The sequence below is a fragment of the Pedobacter sp. FW305-3-2-15-E-R2A2 genome, assembly GCF_038446955.1.
GTDB lineage: Bacteria > Bacteroidota > Bacteroidia > Sphingobacteriales > Sphingobacteriaceae > Pedobacter.
This window is the reverse complement of sequence record NZ_CP151803.1, coordinates 3,377,275-3,393,847: the sequence shown is the minus strand read 5'-3', so window position 1 is coordinate 3,393,847 and position 16,573 is coordinate 3,377,275. Positions and strand designations below refer to the sequence as shown.

The following is a 16,573-nucleotide window of genomic DNA, read 5'->3' as shown; positions in this document are numbered from 1 at the left end:
CTTTTGGTCTGATTTTGACATCAAGATTTCGATTGATTGTGAGAGAGTTTCAGCTAACCTATTTATTGTTTTTTAATTCCAATTCCACGACTCTTTTCTTGAGCTGCTCATTGTCCTTTTTCATTTCTATCATATATAAGGTAAGCTCTTCTATTTTTTCCAATAATTTCGCGTTCATACTTCCCAATTCAATTCCATTCATTTTCACCTCTGAAGCAGAAGGAATTCCAGGCAGGTGGCCATTTTTTTGAATAAATTGCTCTGTATCCTGCAGACCTGGCAATTTATAAGATTTTGCAAAAACATAATCAGGCCAGGGAGAACGCAATTCAATTTTAACAGATTCCGCAGTGATGCCACCAGCTACTGCCAGTTTATACCCTTTTGTATCTATTACACCAATCCCAACGTGCCCCTGAAAAAAGTTAAACCCCGTACCAGCAAAGTAAGCAGAATTGCTATGAGATACTCCCTGTGGATTTACATAATAATCGATACTTGTTTTAAAAGTATGCGGTATTGCTGTTGAAGTGGTAGCATTCATCTCTGTATAGATGAGGGAATTTGCAACACCATCGTATACTAAAGGGCTGACATCATAGTTACTATTGTAAAAATAGGTCGTATTTCCTTTCAGCCAGATAATAATTCTTTGGTGACTTTCTGCCGCAGTAACATCTTTCCAGCCCGCTATAAACGAAGTATAACCTTGCCTGATATCAGCATTTATAAAACTTGACTGGTGTCCCCCACTACTTGTATGAAATGTGAATTTTGAGATCAATGAACCCAACCACGATACATCCGTGTGAACGTTAGATCTTCCAAGAAACAATTCTGTTGGAACATTATTATTCCAGCCACCGTCAGTAAAAATTACGGGGTAAAATTTAGTTCCATCACCGTTTACCTTAAAACTACCAGTGGCAGCATTGGAATAGGATGTCGATGCAAAGAAAATGATAAAAAAGATTGTGCTTAGCGTTTTCATGTATTTATTTATTGTTTTTTGATTTAAGTTCCATTCAAATTCGGCTACTAGTCTTAATGGAATCCCATTCAACATGGCATTCAATGCATTGATTTACAGCAGCATCACATCCATGAATCGTAAACTAAACAATTAAAAAAGAGCGCAATTTTTCATAAAATGCATGTTTTTTATCTATTCTGTTATAGGCAATGGATCAAATTCTACGCCCAAAGATGTAAATTATCACAATAAGAATTGATAATTTATGAAAAATAAAAAATCAAAAACTATTACTCATTTGGAACATTGGAAGGTACATTGCAATGAGAATCACCCCTACCACCAAACCTAGAAAAATAATAATTAACGGCTCCAGTAAACTGCTAATCGTATTGGTCCGATACTCTACTTCTTCTGTATATTGTGAGGCAATCTTTTCAAAGAAATAATCCATCCTGTTTACCTCTTCTCCTACCTTAATTAACTGGATCATTTTAGCTGGATAAAAGGGAAATGAAGCTAAGCTCTTATGTAGGGATTCCCCCTGAAGAATATCCTGCTCCACCTTCAACAACGAGCTTTCAATCGGATAGTAACTGATCATCTGCCTTACCAGTGCAATTGAACGTAACAAAGGCGTGTCTGTACTGACCAATAAACGCATCGTATTGGCAAACCTGGCCAGGTATATTTTCCTTACAATATCTCCCAACACCGGAATTTTCAAAAGCAGACCAGAAGATATTTTTCTAAACCACTGACTCCTTCTCTTCAGAAAATAGACAACTGTAACTACAATAATAAACAACAGGAATAAACTAAAATACCGGTCAAACCAATTCGAGAAGCTGATGATTGCCCCTGTTATCCAGGGCAATTTGCCTCCAAAGCGAAGAAAGACATCGGCAAACATGGGTACCACAAATTTGATCATAAAGAAAACTGCACCAAGAGAAGAAAGCAATACGATAGCAGGATAGGTTACCGCGCTGACAATCTTTCTTCTTTGCTGAATTTTACTCTTATAATATTTGGCCAGATCAGTTAAAACCTCACCTAAACGACCTGTTTCTTCACCAATTCTGATGCTGTAAAACTCATAGTCACTAAATCTATCTGTTTCTTTTAAAGCTTCCGAAAGCGCCAATCCTGATAAGATTCTTGCCCTGATTCCTTCAAACAATACTTTATCCTTTGCCTGCTCCTGATCCACCAGGATCAACTCCAGTGCAGTCCGAAGATCTATCCCAGAAAGCAACAACGTGCTTAGTTCAACATATAAACTTTCTTTCTTTTTATCGGGCACCTGTTTACTCCCAAAGCTAATGTCCTTGTTAAGAAATGCAAACAAGTCATTACCCTCCGGTTTAAAATCCGGACGTTTTTTTTTCTGGTATTGCGATATATCTATTGAAGGCATAATTATTGAAATAAGTCCTTTGCACTATATGTTTTTTGATAATAAAGTAAAATTGCCTGTTTGTCAATTTCTGTTTCAAAGCTACATTGATCTACCGTACTGCCCTCTTCGGCCGCCTCATTCTCAAATAAAAAGTTAAGTTTATCAATTTTCAACTTAAAAGTATCTGTTCTCAGAGAAAACTGATCACGAAGCAGGTAAGCATTATTAAAATTATAATTTACAATACCTTCTTCCATTTCCATTGTCAGTCCATCCGGAACTTTAACAATCTTTTTTGCTTTAAGAAAATCCTGTTTCAACAGCTTGTCTGCGGTAATAAAGATGGCCACCCGATCTTGCTTTCTGGTAAAGTTAAGATAAGACCCACTTACAATTCTATAGGCCGTAAAAGTGATGGCAATAGCTATTGCTGCAATCAACATCGCAATAGTTACTTCCATCAAAGTAAAAGCCGGCAATTTCTTATTTAGCATCATCCCTCCCTTTTCTGACAATCCGTCTTGACTTTCCAATCTCCTTCCCATGTTCTATTGCCGATACGCTAATCTGTAACAGATCTGGATCATTCCCATAAGGCAAGACTGTTTTTTGGAAAACAATACTGTCAACTTCAACAGTTTCATCAGTCCAATTCCGTTGAGCTAAACATTCCTGGATGATCCCCGAACTGAGCGATCGGACCTGCTGCTGCTTCACTGATGGGGAGGAACCAATAACTTTGGCAAAAATCCCTGTTGCAAGTACAAAAACGATCATAATAATCACCATTGCAACGATCACCTCCAGAAGTGTGGAAGCTTTTAAGGTACTCAGCTTCAATTTAACCATTTTAAAACCTTTTTGTCAGGGATCGCCCGTTTAAATACGATTGAACTCAGGTAGTATTTGCTTAGTAGTTTACGGTTCAATGTAATATCTATTAGATAGTTTTCATAAAGCGTGGCAGGTGTCTGCATGATAAAACGCTTTGCATAAACTTTTCCATAAACAGTCAGGCCTTTTTCCATCTTGATATAACCGGTCGCAAAGACCTCCCCTTTTACCCTGCTCTTCGCTCCTAAAGAAATCATAGTCTGCAAGTCAGACCTTTTCTTTTCATAGGTCATCAGTATGCCTGAAAATGTTACTCCTTCCCCAATACTAATTTTCGACTGTATTTTACTTTCCTCCGACTTAAAAACCCCGGCAAAAGAAGGGTAATCAAAAGTACAATCTTTGCCAATAACAATAGAATCTCTTGCGAACAGCTGACAACTCCCCTTAAAACCAGAGGCTACAATGATAGCTGGAGCATAAATCTGGACATCCTCAAGGACAGTTGTTGCAGCAATGGTGATTACAGTATCAGAAACAAGTATGATTTTCCCCCTCAATTTCGTATCCTCAATCACCGGCTGATTCAGCTCAAGCTGATACAACTGAACGGTATTAAAAAAGGAATTGACCATGGAGTCACGCACATTAAACGGCAGCCCCTTCTCAGGCTTAAAATTTTGCTCCAACTGCTGTATCAGTTTTTCATCCAGGGGAGGAACATTTCTGTTACTCTCCGTAATTTTGCCTTTGATCAACTCTTTCCCTTCGTAGGGTTTTCCGTCCACATAAGACTGTTTGAGCCCTGATTTAGGCAATTCCCCATCACCAACAAGCTGCGTTTTACCACTCAGCGAAAGTGGCCGGTCTTCATCCGCAAGGTAAAGTACGTTGGAATCCAAAAAGACGTTACCAATCAAAAAAGAACGTTTCAGCGTATCTTTAAGTTCAAAAGCTTTTACCATTCCAAGTTCATAAACACCCCAGAGTTCTTTTCTCAAGACCAAACTGTCTTTCCCGTCAGCAAACAAGTCCATCACGACCTTCTTATCATAATCACTAAACCCCTCAGAAAGCAAAATTTCTCTTCCTGAATTTTCATTGTGAAGTAAATTGTCCAGTCTCGTCTTTTTTTGAACTTCCAGCCGGTAGTAAAATGCAATGGTGAGCAATGACGCAGAGATCATGGCTATCAGCAAGGAAATGATGACTACAATATATAAAGTAGATGCTTTAAGCATGGTCATTTTGCTGCATCTCTATTAATTAAAAATGCGTCTTATAAAACCGGGAACAATACTTTTTGGACCAGACACTTTGCCTTTATGATAATAGATTGTTCTGGTGCTGTCTCCAACAAAAACTTTCTGTTTTCCATGTAACAACCCATTGCGGTATTTCCCACTTTCCAGAACGCCGCCCAGGCTGTCATATTTATGGTAGATTCCATTTTTCTCCCCAAAATTCCAGGTATAGTCTGCGGTTAGTTTTCCACTCCGGTTCCAACTCCTCCAGATTCCCGCTTTCAGTCCTTTGTAAAAATAGCCCAGTTCCTTTAAATTTTTATTGGCATAAGATTCCCTGTAATCTCCATTTAACAACCGTCCGCTATAGCCACCTTGTGTACTTTTGATGTGATGAGCAGAAAACCAATAATAGCGCTTATCAGTCTCCACAGGCCATCCTCTCACTGGCTTTACGTAGGCTACAATGGTACAGTCACCCTGATTCACAATAATTTTATGACTAAGCAAATCTTTCTCACTACGCTGCCCCGAAACATTGCCGGCGAAAAAGATAAACACGGCAGTCAGGATTAGAATATTTATGCTTGATTTAATCATTGTTTGATATGTTTTTGCTTACCCTGCCAATACACAAGTATGGAGTCTTTTTTATTTTTTATTAGTTTCACTCCTTCCAGAAATTCGCCTTCAGCAAGCATTCTTTCCTTTCCATTTATCTCCACTATAGAAACCACTTTTTTTGTCTGCGGATTGATGACGTACCCCCTATATTTTATGACTTCCCAGTTGATCGGCGGTCTAAATGGAGCCGGGACAAAGTTCGTTGGTTTGGCGCCTGTTTCTACCGGCTTAGCCGGCCCCTCTACTATACCAGTAAAAGGATCCTTATAATTCAAGGCCAATCTGAAGGTATCTCTTTTCAATTCGTATTGATCATAAGGTTCAGTTTTTTTAGCAACTGGCTGAGCCTTTAACTGATAGTCGTCGTCTGAGTTATTGAATAAGACTCTATACAAAATTATCCCCCAGACTGCCGCAACTGCACAAATCAACAGATAGGTAAGTTTCTTATTCTTCCCAGCTTCCATATTTATTGGATAGTAAAACTCCTCACTTCACCTGCAGGGCCAACATTTCCATTGCCATCAATGGCTCTGACCTCCCAAAACAATTTTTCTCCAGTCAGCCCATCTGCAAAAGAATAAGAAGTTGCCGTTAAAGTAAGCGGAAATGTAGGGTCATAAGGTGTATTGCCGTTGCTTTGGTAAACAAAGAGCTTATATTTCTTTGCGGTGGTCAAGGCTTCCCATTTCAGATTCACAGGCTTGGTTACCGCAACATTGTTTGCCGGAGAAATCAGAGAAACTTTAGCCATAGGGCTATTGTCAAATGTAATGCTTCTGATGACTGACCATTTAGATTCTTCAATATCATTTTTTGCCTGTACTCTCCATTGATAAACTTTATTCCTGCTAAATGTGACTGTATATTCCAGACTGGGAATCGTTTTATCCAGGAAAAGCTTCGTCTCATCAGAAAAATTATTGGTATCAATCTGTAATCTGTATTTGTCAGCTCCATAGAGCTTGACCCAGTTAAATACAGCGGTTGATTGATTGGTCAAGGCCCCGTTTGCTGGCAGAGATAACTGAACCTGCTGTAACTTCATAGAAGATGGGTGGATGGTAAAAGCAGCACTTGTATAACGTGTAGCACTACTTCCGTTCTCTGCCCTGACTCTCCATTCATAATTACCCGGATCAAGAGTTTGGTTGAATTTATTGCCCTTTATAAGGGTATCTGCAATTAACCTGACGGTATTATTGAAGCCAGGGGTGACTATTTGCAGGCGATACTTTAAGGCATCTTCGACTTCTTCCCACCAAAAGGTCTGATCATATATAATGGACTCAACACCACTTGAAGGCGCCAGCAATACCACATTTTTTCGCTCTATAGAGGGTTCGATGAATTCTTTACAACCGATAAACAACACAACTAATATTAGTGCTATTTTCGAGAGATTACTTATTTTTAACATGAGGCCATAAATATAGCTAATTTGATTTAACCTCAGCAAGGTTATTAACAACTAGTATCTAATACAATTTTCCACCCGCAGTATTTGTGCTGCCATCATGCCGTCGCATTTTTTTTCATTCTGCAAACTTTCCCGGTTGCACTTTTTCAATGTTATAAAGAACACTCCTCTGCCAAAGAGATAGATTTGACTTTCTATAGCATTAACCTATTTTAAAAACTAAAAAAAGTCCTGTTATAAATCATAAAATTATATATCTATCTTCGTTCTTTATTTTTTCAACAAAATTACACGCTGTGCCCCTCCCTCAACTTCTTCCAGGTCTTCCATAAATAACTTGAAGGCCTATAATCTATCAGATAAAAGCAATTAAAAAACATATGAAATATTACACTTTATTATCGGGATTGATTTTTTCTTTTTCAATCTCCAGTGCCCAAACTAATATTTTTCCTGCATCAGGAAAGGCAGGTATTGGAACGATTACTCCAGCCTCTCAATTGGAAATTTTGATCCCTGCTACAAGCACCGACGAAAACCTGCTAAAAATGCGTGTTTCAGATGCGCCTGGGGATTATATTGAATTCGTGAACTCCACATTTGGTGCAAACATATTTCTACCTGCAATGAGGTCTAACGTAGTTTCTGGAAATTCTTCTGCATTATATTTAATTAGCCAGACCAACACAGCCAATGACAATGGTACCAAACCTCTAACTGTTTTTGATGCCAGGCTACCAACATCAAAAGTAAATAACCGTCCTTTATTTGCCTGGTCAAGTTACACTAGTTTTTATATGACCATGCTTGCCAATGGCAATCTTGGTATTGGTACTACAACCCCTGACTCAAAACTTTCGGTGAATGGAAATATAAGAGCAAAAGAGATAAAAGTAGAAAATGACAACTGGCCAGATTATGTATTCGCAAAAGGATACGAATTGCCAACATTAAAAGAAACAGATGCGCACATCAAAGAAAAAGGTCATTTACCTGGTCTACCCTCTGCGGCTGATATAAAAGCCAATGGTGTAGATCTTGGAGAAATGAATGCAAAACTTTTGGAAAAGATAGAAGAACTCACTCTACATCTGATTCAGATGGACAAGAAATTAGACCATCTGGAAAATGATAACAAGACATTGAGGCTGGAACTAAGGAAAAAATAAGAAACAGTAACGATAACACTTCTGGTAGCAGTCCGCGACGGATCAGGATGCCATACAGCATCAAGAGCAGCTGATTCTAATACCCGGATTAAGGGTGAAGTTTCAAACATATTATAGCAATATCCTCTGGAAATCGTATGAATCAATGAATTGCTTCCTATTGAATAAGAATAAACGAAAAAAAGAAGCTGCCATCTGGCAGCTTCTTTTTTCCTATTTGAGAAAACAATTAATCTTTATAAGTACCGACTTCTGCAAGCGCTGCAAACTGCGCCCCATCATACGAAGATTTCATATTCAGTTTAAAATACCTGAAATTCTTCACTGTCGACAATATAATATCTTGTGGATTTGTCGTGTCCTGCAAGGTAAACGTGCCCAGACTCGTCCATGTATTTGCGTTGTTACTCGTTAAGATCTCTATACTTTTCACCCTTCTGGAGTCTCTTTGCCAGAAAGTAAACCGGTTAACATCTTTGGTTGATCCCATATTGATCACCAACGTATGTGGATAGCTCGTTGCGCTGCTGGACCAGCGGGAATGCCAGTAGGTAGAAATGGAATTGTCAATCACATTGGTCGCCGCGCCGTTTTCACTGGCGGTCTCCTGCGAACTATAAGAAGTTATGCTCCAGTTTGTTTTGCTGTAAACTGGCTTATCAGCAATGTTGATTTGAGGAATGTCATTGGCAAAGGAATAGTTGATAACCTGAGAGCTAATGCTTCCATTCTCATGACAATACCTGATTGTAAATTCATAACCCGTATTTCCTTTCTCCCTGAAATCGCTTACCGGCATGCTGACATAAAAACTATCCGTTCCGATGGGTTTGGCCGCAAAAGTTACCGAACGATAGCCCCCGGCATCAGTAGCGGCAATCCTATGGTACAAAGCGATGTCTTTCACGGCTTTGGTCGAACTAAATTTTCCGGCAACAATGATGTTTCCGCTTTGATATTTGGCACTAAACTTTGTCAGCTGAAAACCTGGAGCCGCATACCAGTCTGACCTTGTCGTAGAACTGAACACCTGGCAATTCGCAAGTATTGCTGCATCTGCGGGAGAAAGGTAAGTTGGCGATTTGCCGAAAGTGCTGTTTCCAGACCCCATCAATGTGGTTCCAAAGGTTAGGTTTTGCGATTCAGCTCCCCCATTGTGAGGAAGGTTAATTCCATGTCCCAGTTCATGTGCCAATCCGCCGATCCATATCGTCGAATATTTATCGTCCGGCTTGCCAAGATTAAGCGTATCCAAGCCGGTATAGTCCAGCGCGAAACACCAGCGTCCAATTCCATAGAAAGGGCCTCCGCTAGGATAACCACTTGCATCGTAAGAATAAGTTGGCGTAACGACAAGGATATGGTCACTTGTTTTTTCTCCGGGATGCGCCGCATAATAGGCATTGATTTCTGTCATCATCTGGCCAGATCCCCCTTCATAAGGATAGGTTGCTTTTGGATAAGCACCTCTGATCACGGCCATTTTCAGTTTCCCCTGGGCGTCAACAGGGATTCCTACCGTTTTATTCGTATGCCCCCAGTGGTTCATCCATTTGGAAACAAAATTCTGAGTGTACACCATTACCCCATTCAGTCTTTTCTGATACCCTGGAACCGTATCCAGATCGGATGGAATAAAATAGACAACATTCAGGTTATTTGTTCCCGATTGCGGCCCATCACCTGTAGCACCGAATTTGTTGGCTGCTCTTTGGTTTTCACCTACAGGGACATCAGAAACTCGTTTACAACTGGCAATAACGGCCAATGATGCAATCAATAAAATTGCAGATAATGAAAGTTTGTTCATAGTTTTTGGTTTAGGATTATGATTGGTTGGTTAATAGCGGTTTCTATTCAGCTCAATAAATCTCTGCTTAGCAGCGGCTTACATAAAGCTATAGATTAAAAGGTGACTAAGAATCAATAGATGTTGCGCAAACGTTTGATTCACAACCCCAAGCTTGTTTTTCGGTAAAAAACAGATGACAACTCCCCTATAGCGGTCAGAACGTAAAAAAATATACGAATTTCGAATGCCTTTTACCACACAAGATTTCCTTGTTTTCTATAGAAAACAAGGAAAAGGTCTGAAAACAGCTAATCCTAACGCAACCGTTTGCTTTGCCTGTGAAGAGAAGAATCGTAAATTAAGATAAGTGTCAACAATCAGGGCTTATTCTCTTCGGGAAAAAAATATCATAAAAAGATAATAAAAATAAATTATCTATTGATAAAACACTGCCATTAAGCAATGTCCCGCATCTGTGCTGAAATCCTTAGTGCCCGTCGAAATCATTAAACATCTGAATCAGTCGCTCTGCTGCGTCATCAGAATGCAGCATCTCCGTTGAATCTAAAGTTATTTTAGTGACCGCTGCAGCTCTGCTGAGCATCTGTTTTTCATACTGTGCTATTGCAGCAGCTATCGTTGGAAATTGTTCATTGCTTAAACATTCGCTCAATTCCATCGCATCCTGCATGGCCATATTTACGCCTTCACCGGCATATGGAGGCATGACATGTGCTGCATCACCTATGATCGTTAAATTCGACTGTGTTTCCCATCGCTGGTCCAATGGGAAATAATATTGAGGTCTTGGCACGAACGAAACCTCCTCTCCCCGAAATAATTCCTGCCAAATCAAATCCCATGAACCAAATTCCTTTTTAAACCATTCAAAGACCTGCGATTGATCTGAAAAATCAATTCCACTATCCACCACCCAGGATTCCTCCACCCTACAACCGGTATAAAAAGAAAGGCTACCATCTCCTTTTGCACTTAATATCAAAGACTTTCCCTCACCAAAGGCAAAAATCTTTCCGCCATCCAACAGCTTCTGTAAAGCCGGCGCATTTTGAGCCGCATGATAAACATTCCCTTCAACGATCGTGATCCCTGAATAAACCGGAGCAATAGCACTGAGTAAGGGTCTGATTTTAGACTTTGCCCCATCAGCGGCAATCACGATATCTGCAATGGCCGAACTTCCGTTTTTGAATTGTAGGTGCCATTGATTTTCCTGTTGTACCATGGCAAGATACTGACTATCCCAGACCACGGTATCCGCATGCAGGGATTCGAGTAAAATATTTCTTAAAGGACCGCGGTCAATTTCCGGACGATCGTCCACCAGATCTCCAGGTTCATCCCAATCCATTTTAATGACTGCATCTTTATCCATGATGCGCATCTTTCCAGCACCGGGACGAAAATTGGCGTAAAACTCAGTCATCAATCCTGCCCTGCGCAAGGCTTCTAAACCCGATTCCTGATGAAGGTCAAGTGTTGCCCCTTGTATTCTGTTCTCCTGATCAAAGTCCCTTTCATATACCTTTACATCTGCTCCTTTGAGTTGTAAAAGCCTTGCCAGTGTAAGTCCTCCCGGACCGCCACCTATGATGGCAATTCTCTTATTTTTTTCCATTCTAATGCTAACACTATTTGATGATGACTCAAAAGTAGCTGACATTACCAGAATAAAATAGCTACATTAGTTCAAAAAACAGTCGTAAATGGTCATAATATGATTTTTGAATTTGCCGCTTCGGAACACATTGGAATGCTGAGTGCCTTTGCAAAAGCGATTGGCAGCAAGGTAGAAAATGGGATAGTTGAACTTCCTGAACATTTGGGAAATGGCTATATGAAGGGCCTCGATCTTGGCCCTCAGATTCGAATGATGATCAGGCAATACGAGCTTAAAGAAGATTTGGTATTCAGACGATCTGCTTCAGGAAAGGGGACGAAAGTTGTCGTCATCGCATTTCATGATTTTTTTAATCCTTCGGCCGATACAAAGCCCCCATTACCTTTTGTCCAGATTACCACAGCAGGTATTGATTATGAAGATTTTTTCCCAGTCAATTCAACGATCAATACGATCATCATTGCAGTAAATGTTGATTTACTAAAGGAGCTGCTACATCCAGAGGAAGAGGATGTGCTGTTTCAAACCATTATTTACGGAAATCAGCCTTTTCTATACGAAGAGCTCATATCACCGCAGATGCAGGCCCTGGCGAATCAGATTGTGACCACAGATCCTGCAGGACCTTTAACCCATTTCTTTTACCGGCTAAAAGCAGAAGAGCTGATTTATTTGCTGTTTACAGAATTGTTAAAACGAAGGGAAGCACCTGCTCATACGCTTAATGTGGCGGATGTAAAGACGATATATCAGGTAAAAGATAAAATCCTGGCTCATATAGATCATCCGCCCAAACTAGAGGAACTGGCTAAATTTTCCGGCATGAGTGAATCGAAATTGAAACGATTGTTCAAACAGATTTTCGGAAAGAACATTTACGACTATTACCAGTCGTTCAGAATGACGGAGGCCGCTTATCTTTTAAAAGAAAAAGGCTTATCGGTATCAGAGACCGGTTACCAGCTGGGCTTTTCGAATTTGAGTCATTTTACAAGAGTATTTGAAAAGTATATCGGACTTAAACCAAAGCAGTATTCATCGAAGGGATAAACGTTAACGAAGGCAGGCGTTCCTTTTCCTTTCGTCAAAAGCAGCAATAATCTGGTTTGGTCTTTTATTTAAATGACCTGTTGCAACCCGCAGTAAAGTCCCGTCTTTGAGTATAACGACCAATGTATGGGTTGTGTTTATGCTATCCCCTTCTGCAGTTCTGTATCTAAAGGTTTCTTCCAGAATTTTATAGGATTCGAGGTCCTGCCATTCATAAAATGCTTTGTCGCCAAATTGTACTCCGGCATCTGTGATGATGATATCCTGCGGACGCCTTAAATAAATGATCACGTAAATCCCTATCGCCAATACCACAAGCATATAAACCAGGAGCAGTATAAACACCATGACATTCGTTTCGTAAAAATATAGCACCACAATCGCCGGAAAGACGAAAAGAATCACATTTACGACTTCCAAAGGCAGGGATTTCCAGGATTTTTTAATGACCAGTGGTTTCATTTTAATTCGATGAATATTAAAGATCATAAATTTATTAGATATGTCGCAACTCCCCCCTTTTATTGTCGGTTATGCACATGATGCCCTTTCTTTAAGATGGGTATATTAGTATTGCAAAAACTTTAACCATAAAGCTTAAAAACCATGAAAAACTCCATTTATTCTTGTCTGGGCATCAGCGGTAAAATTGCAGAAGCATCAGATTTTTATATCCAAACTTTTGGAGAAGGAAAAATCAGTCAGACCACCCCTTTTGTCATCCAGATTGAATTGAGCGGTCAAAAATTTATGCTGCTCAACGAAGGTCCATCTTCTTCGCCTAATCCTTCCATTTCATTTATGGTGGTTTCTGAAAGTCCGGAAGAAACAGAAAAATATTGGAATAAATTAATCGATCAGGGCAAAGCGTTAATGCCACTGGACAGTTACGACTGGAGCCCCAAATACGGCTGGGTGCAAGACAAATACGGCGTTTCCTGGCAATTATTTACAGGCAGCAAAGCGGATACGCCGCAGAAGTTTAGCCCGACATTAATGTTTACAGGTTCAAACGCAGGAAAAGCATCCGAGGCCATTAATTTATACACAAATTTATTCCCCCATTCTGGCATCGGGGGCATCTTAAAATACAGTAAAGAAGATGGCGAAAATCCGGATTTCGTGAAACATGCGCAATTTAAGATCAAAGACACGACTGTGATGGCCATGGATAGCTCTGCAGCTCATGCCTTCACGTTTAATGACGCGGTATCTTTGGTAGTGGAATGTGACACACAGGACGAAATTGACAAATACTGGTCGGAACTAACCGTCAATGGAGGTCAGGAAGTGGCCTGTGGCTGGTTAACGGACAGATATGGCATCAGTTGGCAGATCATACCTAAGGACATAGTGAAATGGGTTACTGATCCTGAACGCAGTGGAAGGGTGATGAATGTAATGATGAAAATGAAAAAACTGGTGATTGCCGATCTGGAAAATGCTTAGCGTGTTGACGTTATAGATAAGGCAGGTTTAGTTCACTTGACATTGCATTTTGTGATGTTTTTACCATGAAAGGGGAAAAAATTGATTAATTTTCCAGCATAAACCTAAATGATATGGAAAGCCTGATCCTGGAAAACATTGCCGAAAAATGGTTTGATGCCTTTAACAAGCATGATCTTGAAGCACTTTTGGCATTGTATGAGGAGGATGCACAGCATTTTAGTCCGAAGCTAAAAATAAGGCAACCGGAAACCGGAGGATGGGTACGCGGCCAGGCGGCACTGCGGGAATGGTGGAAAGATTCCTTTGAACGTTTACCAACTTTGCGTTATCAACCGACCTCATTCACCGCCAATGATCAGCGTGTTTTTATGGAATATATAAGAACGGTAGCAGGCGAACCGGATATGCTGATCGCCGAAGTTCTCGAAATTGGTCAGGGAAAAATAAACGCTTCCAGGGTGTATCACGGATAGGCTTAATTTATCAATCATTAAAAAATAAAACAATGGGAAAGTACCAGCAGGAATGGAAAACCTTACTTCAGAAAGAAGAAGCATTTCAAGATTGGCAAGTGAGATCCAGCGGCGGCGACCTCCTGATTCGTGTACCCGAAGATACCGACATGGACCTGCTCAAAATGCAGTTTTCGGACCTCATCGGACCGATGGCCCCATTAATTAAATCACCTAAAACTACGCTAAAGTTCTATGTTGGTAGCACGAAGGAGGCTGATTTTATATTTACACTGAATTAAAGATACTCCCCGGCATTAACAGCAACTGCGTTATTCCAATGACTTGACGGGAAACCCTACACAAAATACATTTTCAATTCCAAAGACAAAGCCAGTAAGAGATTTAGCTGATGTTGTACAGTACCTTCACCTGCATGCTCCTCTTCGATTTTAGCGGAATGAACCACCTCATTAAGTTTATTCAGACTCAAACCATCACTGTGTTGGACACAATATTCCAGGTTATTTAAGGCCTCAGAGGCCAATAATATTCCAGAATCCTGTTGAATATTTTGCTTTGCAGATAAGGATAAAGAGGCAATGATGGAGTTAATGCGGTAACTGAGAATTTGAACCGCATAGATCCCCTGCAGGTCTACCTGTTTGCTTTTTGGTTCCAGGTGCATGTATTGAAGCGCTTCTGAAAATTTAGCCAGCTGAATATAGCCGTTCTTTCTGGCCAGCTTAGATTCCGTTATTCCCACCTGTGTGCCCCAGAGCTCCGCCTTTACCTTAAGTAAATAATTACTATTGGCCTCTAAAATATTCGAGATCAGACTTTTCAAACCTTTAGTCTCCCATAAAGGAAATAGAAATGCCGCGAGAAAAGCGATGATACAACCTGCAATAGTATATAAAATCCGCTCGGTAATGATGTGATCGGTATGGCCATCGTAAATGCTGAGACATAAAATTACCATGGAGGTGATGAACAGTACACTGATCGAATACCTGATGCGGTTGAACGTAAAAAAACCAAGCAGCATAAATGCAGAGATGATCAGCAACACCACGACTTGCTTAATCAGCAGCAGCAAAACAATTCCGATTACCGCCCCAATGAAAGTGCCGGATAAACGTTCTATATTTCTCTTCCAGGTAAGACCAAACCTCGGCTTTGCAACGATAACAATAGTAAGCAGCAGCCAGTAACTGTATTTCCCAAAAGGGAATATTAAAGTGATGAGATAGGCAAAGAAACATAAGAGTGCCAATCGCAAAGAAAATTTAAAAATCGCCGAGCTAAAAGAAAAATGTTGCTTTAGCGAACTCAGTTTAAACAGCTGAGGAGAAAGAAAATCTTCGTAAACAATGTCATTCCAACTGAGGTCCGGATGAATGGCAGACATGGGCTGATCCCCTTTTATGACCTGAATATGTAAGGTAATGTCTTCCATATTTCTCACTATTTTTTGCAGGATCTGGGAATTTGTCCCGGCTTCTGTATTTGCAATCTTCAGGAGCTCCGTTTTAGCATGCTCAAATTTAAGAAAGCGCTGAGAAGGCAGAATTTTCTTTGGCCTTAAGAAAATACCACTCAACACCTCCAGCTCTTCCGACAGGATTTCGATCAGTTCAATAATGAGGTTCAGGGCTCCGGTTTTATCCAGCGCTTTTCTCACATCGGCATAGTCATAATGAATGGCAGTAACCTGCTCATACAGGTCAATTACGCTTACCGCGGTGCGTAACAATTGTTGTCCCCGCTCATTCGTTGGTTTCATTGCTGCTTTGTCACTCAGCAGCAGGTTTCTCACCAGCTCCTGTTTTTCATTCACCTTGATGTGCAAAGCAATCGTTTCACTATAACACTCATCCAAAGGCACCTCCGGATCATAACAACGCGCTTTGGACTTTAGAAACATCGAAGTCGTAGTGATGCATTCAAAGATAGCCTGATGTAAAGAACGGTAAGGCCAGATGACAATCTGAATGAGGCTGATCAGGTAATACCAGCAACCGCCAAGAAAGATGTACCAGCTAAATAATAGCGGGTCGACAGGATGTAAACCAAGGGTAAAAATAGCCAGGATAATGGCCATGGTTCCTGTTAAGGCCAATCTGCTGCCAAAAATGGCGAGCATAGAAAATACAAAAGACAGCACTAAAATACTCCCTGCTGTAAACCAATGGTTGCCCAGCGATAAGGCAATAATCAGGGCGGTAAAAAAGAAGGATACAATGCTGATGATGGCACTTTTAAATTTATTTGCCCTGTTTCCAGGTGCATCTGTCAGGCTAATCAGCAAGGCACCAACCCCCACTCCTATGGCCATATTGGGCTGGTGGTAAAAAAACAGCAAGGCAAAAGGCAAAACAATCGTTATCGTATTGCGCAGGGCATCAGTAAAATACTCTCCATAAACTAAACTGATCAACCTGGCTTTTATGTTATCCCGTTTCACCAACCCCTTACTGAACATATTATGATATGAATTTATTATTTCCCGGCAAAAC

Annotated in this window: 17 protein-coding genes; 5 read left to right on the top strand and 12 right to left on the bottom strand. The window is 40.4% G+C overall.

The annotated features are described in order from the left end of the window. Positions 1–58 precede the first annotated feature (58 nt). The 8 genes from AAFF35_RS13455 to AAFF35_RS13420 form a co-directional block, all read right to left on the bottom strand. On the bottom strand, positions 59–991 hold the full coding sequence (locus tag AAFF35_RS13455; RefSeq protein ID WP_342333033.1) for a hypothetical protein: 933 nt from the start codon (positions 989–991) through the stop codon (positions 59–61). A 262-nt stretch (positions 992–1,253) separates the two neighbouring features. Next, the gene (locus AAFF35_RS13450; RefSeq protein WP_342333032.1) at positions 1,254–2,393 is read right to left on the bottom strand and encodes a type II secretion system F family protein; all 1,140 of its coding nucleotides are present in this window, start codon (positions 2,391–2,393) and stop codon (positions 1,254–1,256) included. A gap of 2 nt (positions 2,394–2,395) precedes the next feature. Beyond that, positions 2,396–2,908: a hypothetical protein gene (locus tag AAFF35_RS13445; RefSeq protein WP_342333031.1), complete on the bottom strand. Its 513-nt coding sequence runs from the start codon at positions 2,906–2,908 to the stop codon at positions 2,396–2,398. Next, entirely contained in the window at positions 2,859–3,224 is a 366-nt protein-coding gene (locus tag AAFF35_RS13440; RefSeq protein WP_342333030.1) for a type II secretion system protein, read from the bottom strand. Before AAFF35_RS13440 ends, AAFF35_RS13445 begins: the two co-directional genes overlap by 50 nt. Beyond that, positions 3,212–4,450 (bottom strand): hypothetical protein, encoded by a 1,239-nt coding sequence (locus AAFF35_RS13435; RefSeq protein ID WP_342333029.1) that lies wholly within the window; start codon positions 4,448–4,450, stop codon positions 3,212–3,214. Before AAFF35_RS13435 ends, AAFF35_RS13440 begins: the two co-directional genes overlap by 13 nt. A gap of 21 nt (positions 4,451–4,471) precedes the next feature. Continuing rightward, a complete protein-coding gene (locus AAFF35_RS13430; RefSeq protein ID WP_342333028.1) occupies positions 4,472–5,053 on the bottom strand; it encodes a hypothetical protein in 582 nt (193 codons plus the stop codon). After that, the gene (locus tag AAFF35_RS13425) at positions 5,050–5,544 is read right to left on the bottom strand and encodes a hypothetical protein (RefSeq protein ID WP_342333027.1); all 495 of its coding nucleotides are present in this window, start codon (positions 5,542–5,544) and stop codon (positions 5,050–5,052) included. The genes AAFF35_RS13430 and AAFF35_RS13425 overlap by 4 nt, the downstream gene beginning before the upstream one ends. Before the next feature lie 2 nt (positions 5,545–5,546). Beyond that, a complete protein-coding gene (locus tag AAFF35_RS13420; protein ID WP_342333026.1) occupies positions 5,547–6,497 on the bottom strand; it encodes a hypothetical protein in 951 nt (316 codons plus the stop codon). 380 nt (positions 6,498–6,877) lie between these two features. Here AAFF35_RS13420 and AAFF35_RS13415 point away from each other — a divergent pair, with 380 nt between their 5' ends. Further along, a complete protein-coding gene (locus tag AAFF35_RS13415) occupies positions 6,878–7,666 on the top strand; it encodes a hypothetical protein (protein ID WP_342333025.1) in 789 nt (262 codons plus the stop codon). Between the two features lie 229 nt (positions 7,667–7,895). On the opposite strand, the gene AAFF35_RS13410 is transcribed toward AAFF35_RS13415, so the two are convergent. Beyond that, positions 7,896–9,476, bottom strand: coding sequence for a discoidin domain-containing protein (locus AAFF35_RS13410; protein ID WP_342333024.1), 1,581 nt, complete (start codon positions 9,474–9,476; stop codon positions 7,896–7,898). A 469-nt stretch (positions 9,477–9,945) separates the two neighbouring features. Beyond that, complete coding sequence (locus tag AAFF35_RS13405; protein WP_342333023.1) at positions 9,946–11,097, bottom strand: NAD(P)/FAD-dependent oxidoreductase; 1,152 nt, start codon at positions 11,095–11,097, stop codon at positions 9,946–9,948. Between the two features lie 99 nt (positions 11,098–11,196). Between AAFF35_RS13405 and AAFF35_RS13400 the strand changes: the two genes are divergently transcribed. After that, on the top strand, positions 11,197–12,150 hold the full coding sequence (locus AAFF35_RS13400) for an AraC family transcriptional regulator (protein WP_342333022.1): 954 nt from the start codon (positions 11,197–11,199) through the stop codon (positions 12,148–12,150). Positions 12,151–12,153: 3 nt separating this feature from the next. Here AAFF35_RS13400 and AAFF35_RS13395 read toward each other — a convergent pair whose 3' ends face one another. After that, complete coding sequence (locus tag AAFF35_RS13395) at positions 12,154–12,612, bottom strand: hypothetical protein (RefSeq protein WP_342333021.1); 459 nt, start codon at positions 12,610–12,612, stop codon at positions 12,154–12,156. Between the two features lie 144 nt (positions 12,613–12,756). Between AAFF35_RS13395 and AAFF35_RS13390 the strand changes: the two genes are divergently transcribed. From AAFF35_RS13390 to AAFF35_RS13380, 3 genes are all read left to right on the top strand, one after another. Beyond that, complete coding sequence (locus AAFF35_RS13390; RefSeq protein WP_342333020.1) at positions 12,757–13,599, top strand: VOC family protein; 843 nt, start codon at positions 12,757–12,759, stop codon at positions 13,597–13,599. Between the two features lie 113 nt (positions 13,600–13,712). Beyond that, positions 13,713–14,075, top strand: coding sequence for a nuclear transport factor 2 family protein (locus tag AAFF35_RS13385; protein ID WP_342333019.1), 363 nt, complete (start codon positions 13,713–13,715; stop codon positions 14,073–14,075). 32 nt (positions 14,076–14,107) lie between these two features. After that, positions 14,108–14,356 carry a hypothetical protein gene (locus tag AAFF35_RS13380; RefSeq protein WP_342333018.1) on the top strand — a complete coding sequence of 83 codons (249 nt, stop codon included), beginning with the start codon at positions 14,108–14,110 and terminating at the stop codon, positions 14,354–14,356. A gap of 56 nt (positions 14,357–14,412) precedes the next feature. On the opposite strand, the gene AAFF35_RS13375 is transcribed toward AAFF35_RS13380, so the two are convergent. Then, entirely contained in the window at positions 14,413–16,539 is a 2,127-nt protein-coding gene (locus tag AAFF35_RS13375) for an FUSC family membrane protein (protein WP_342333017.1), read from the bottom strand. Between the last annotated feature and the right edge of the window lie 34 nt (positions 16,540–16,573).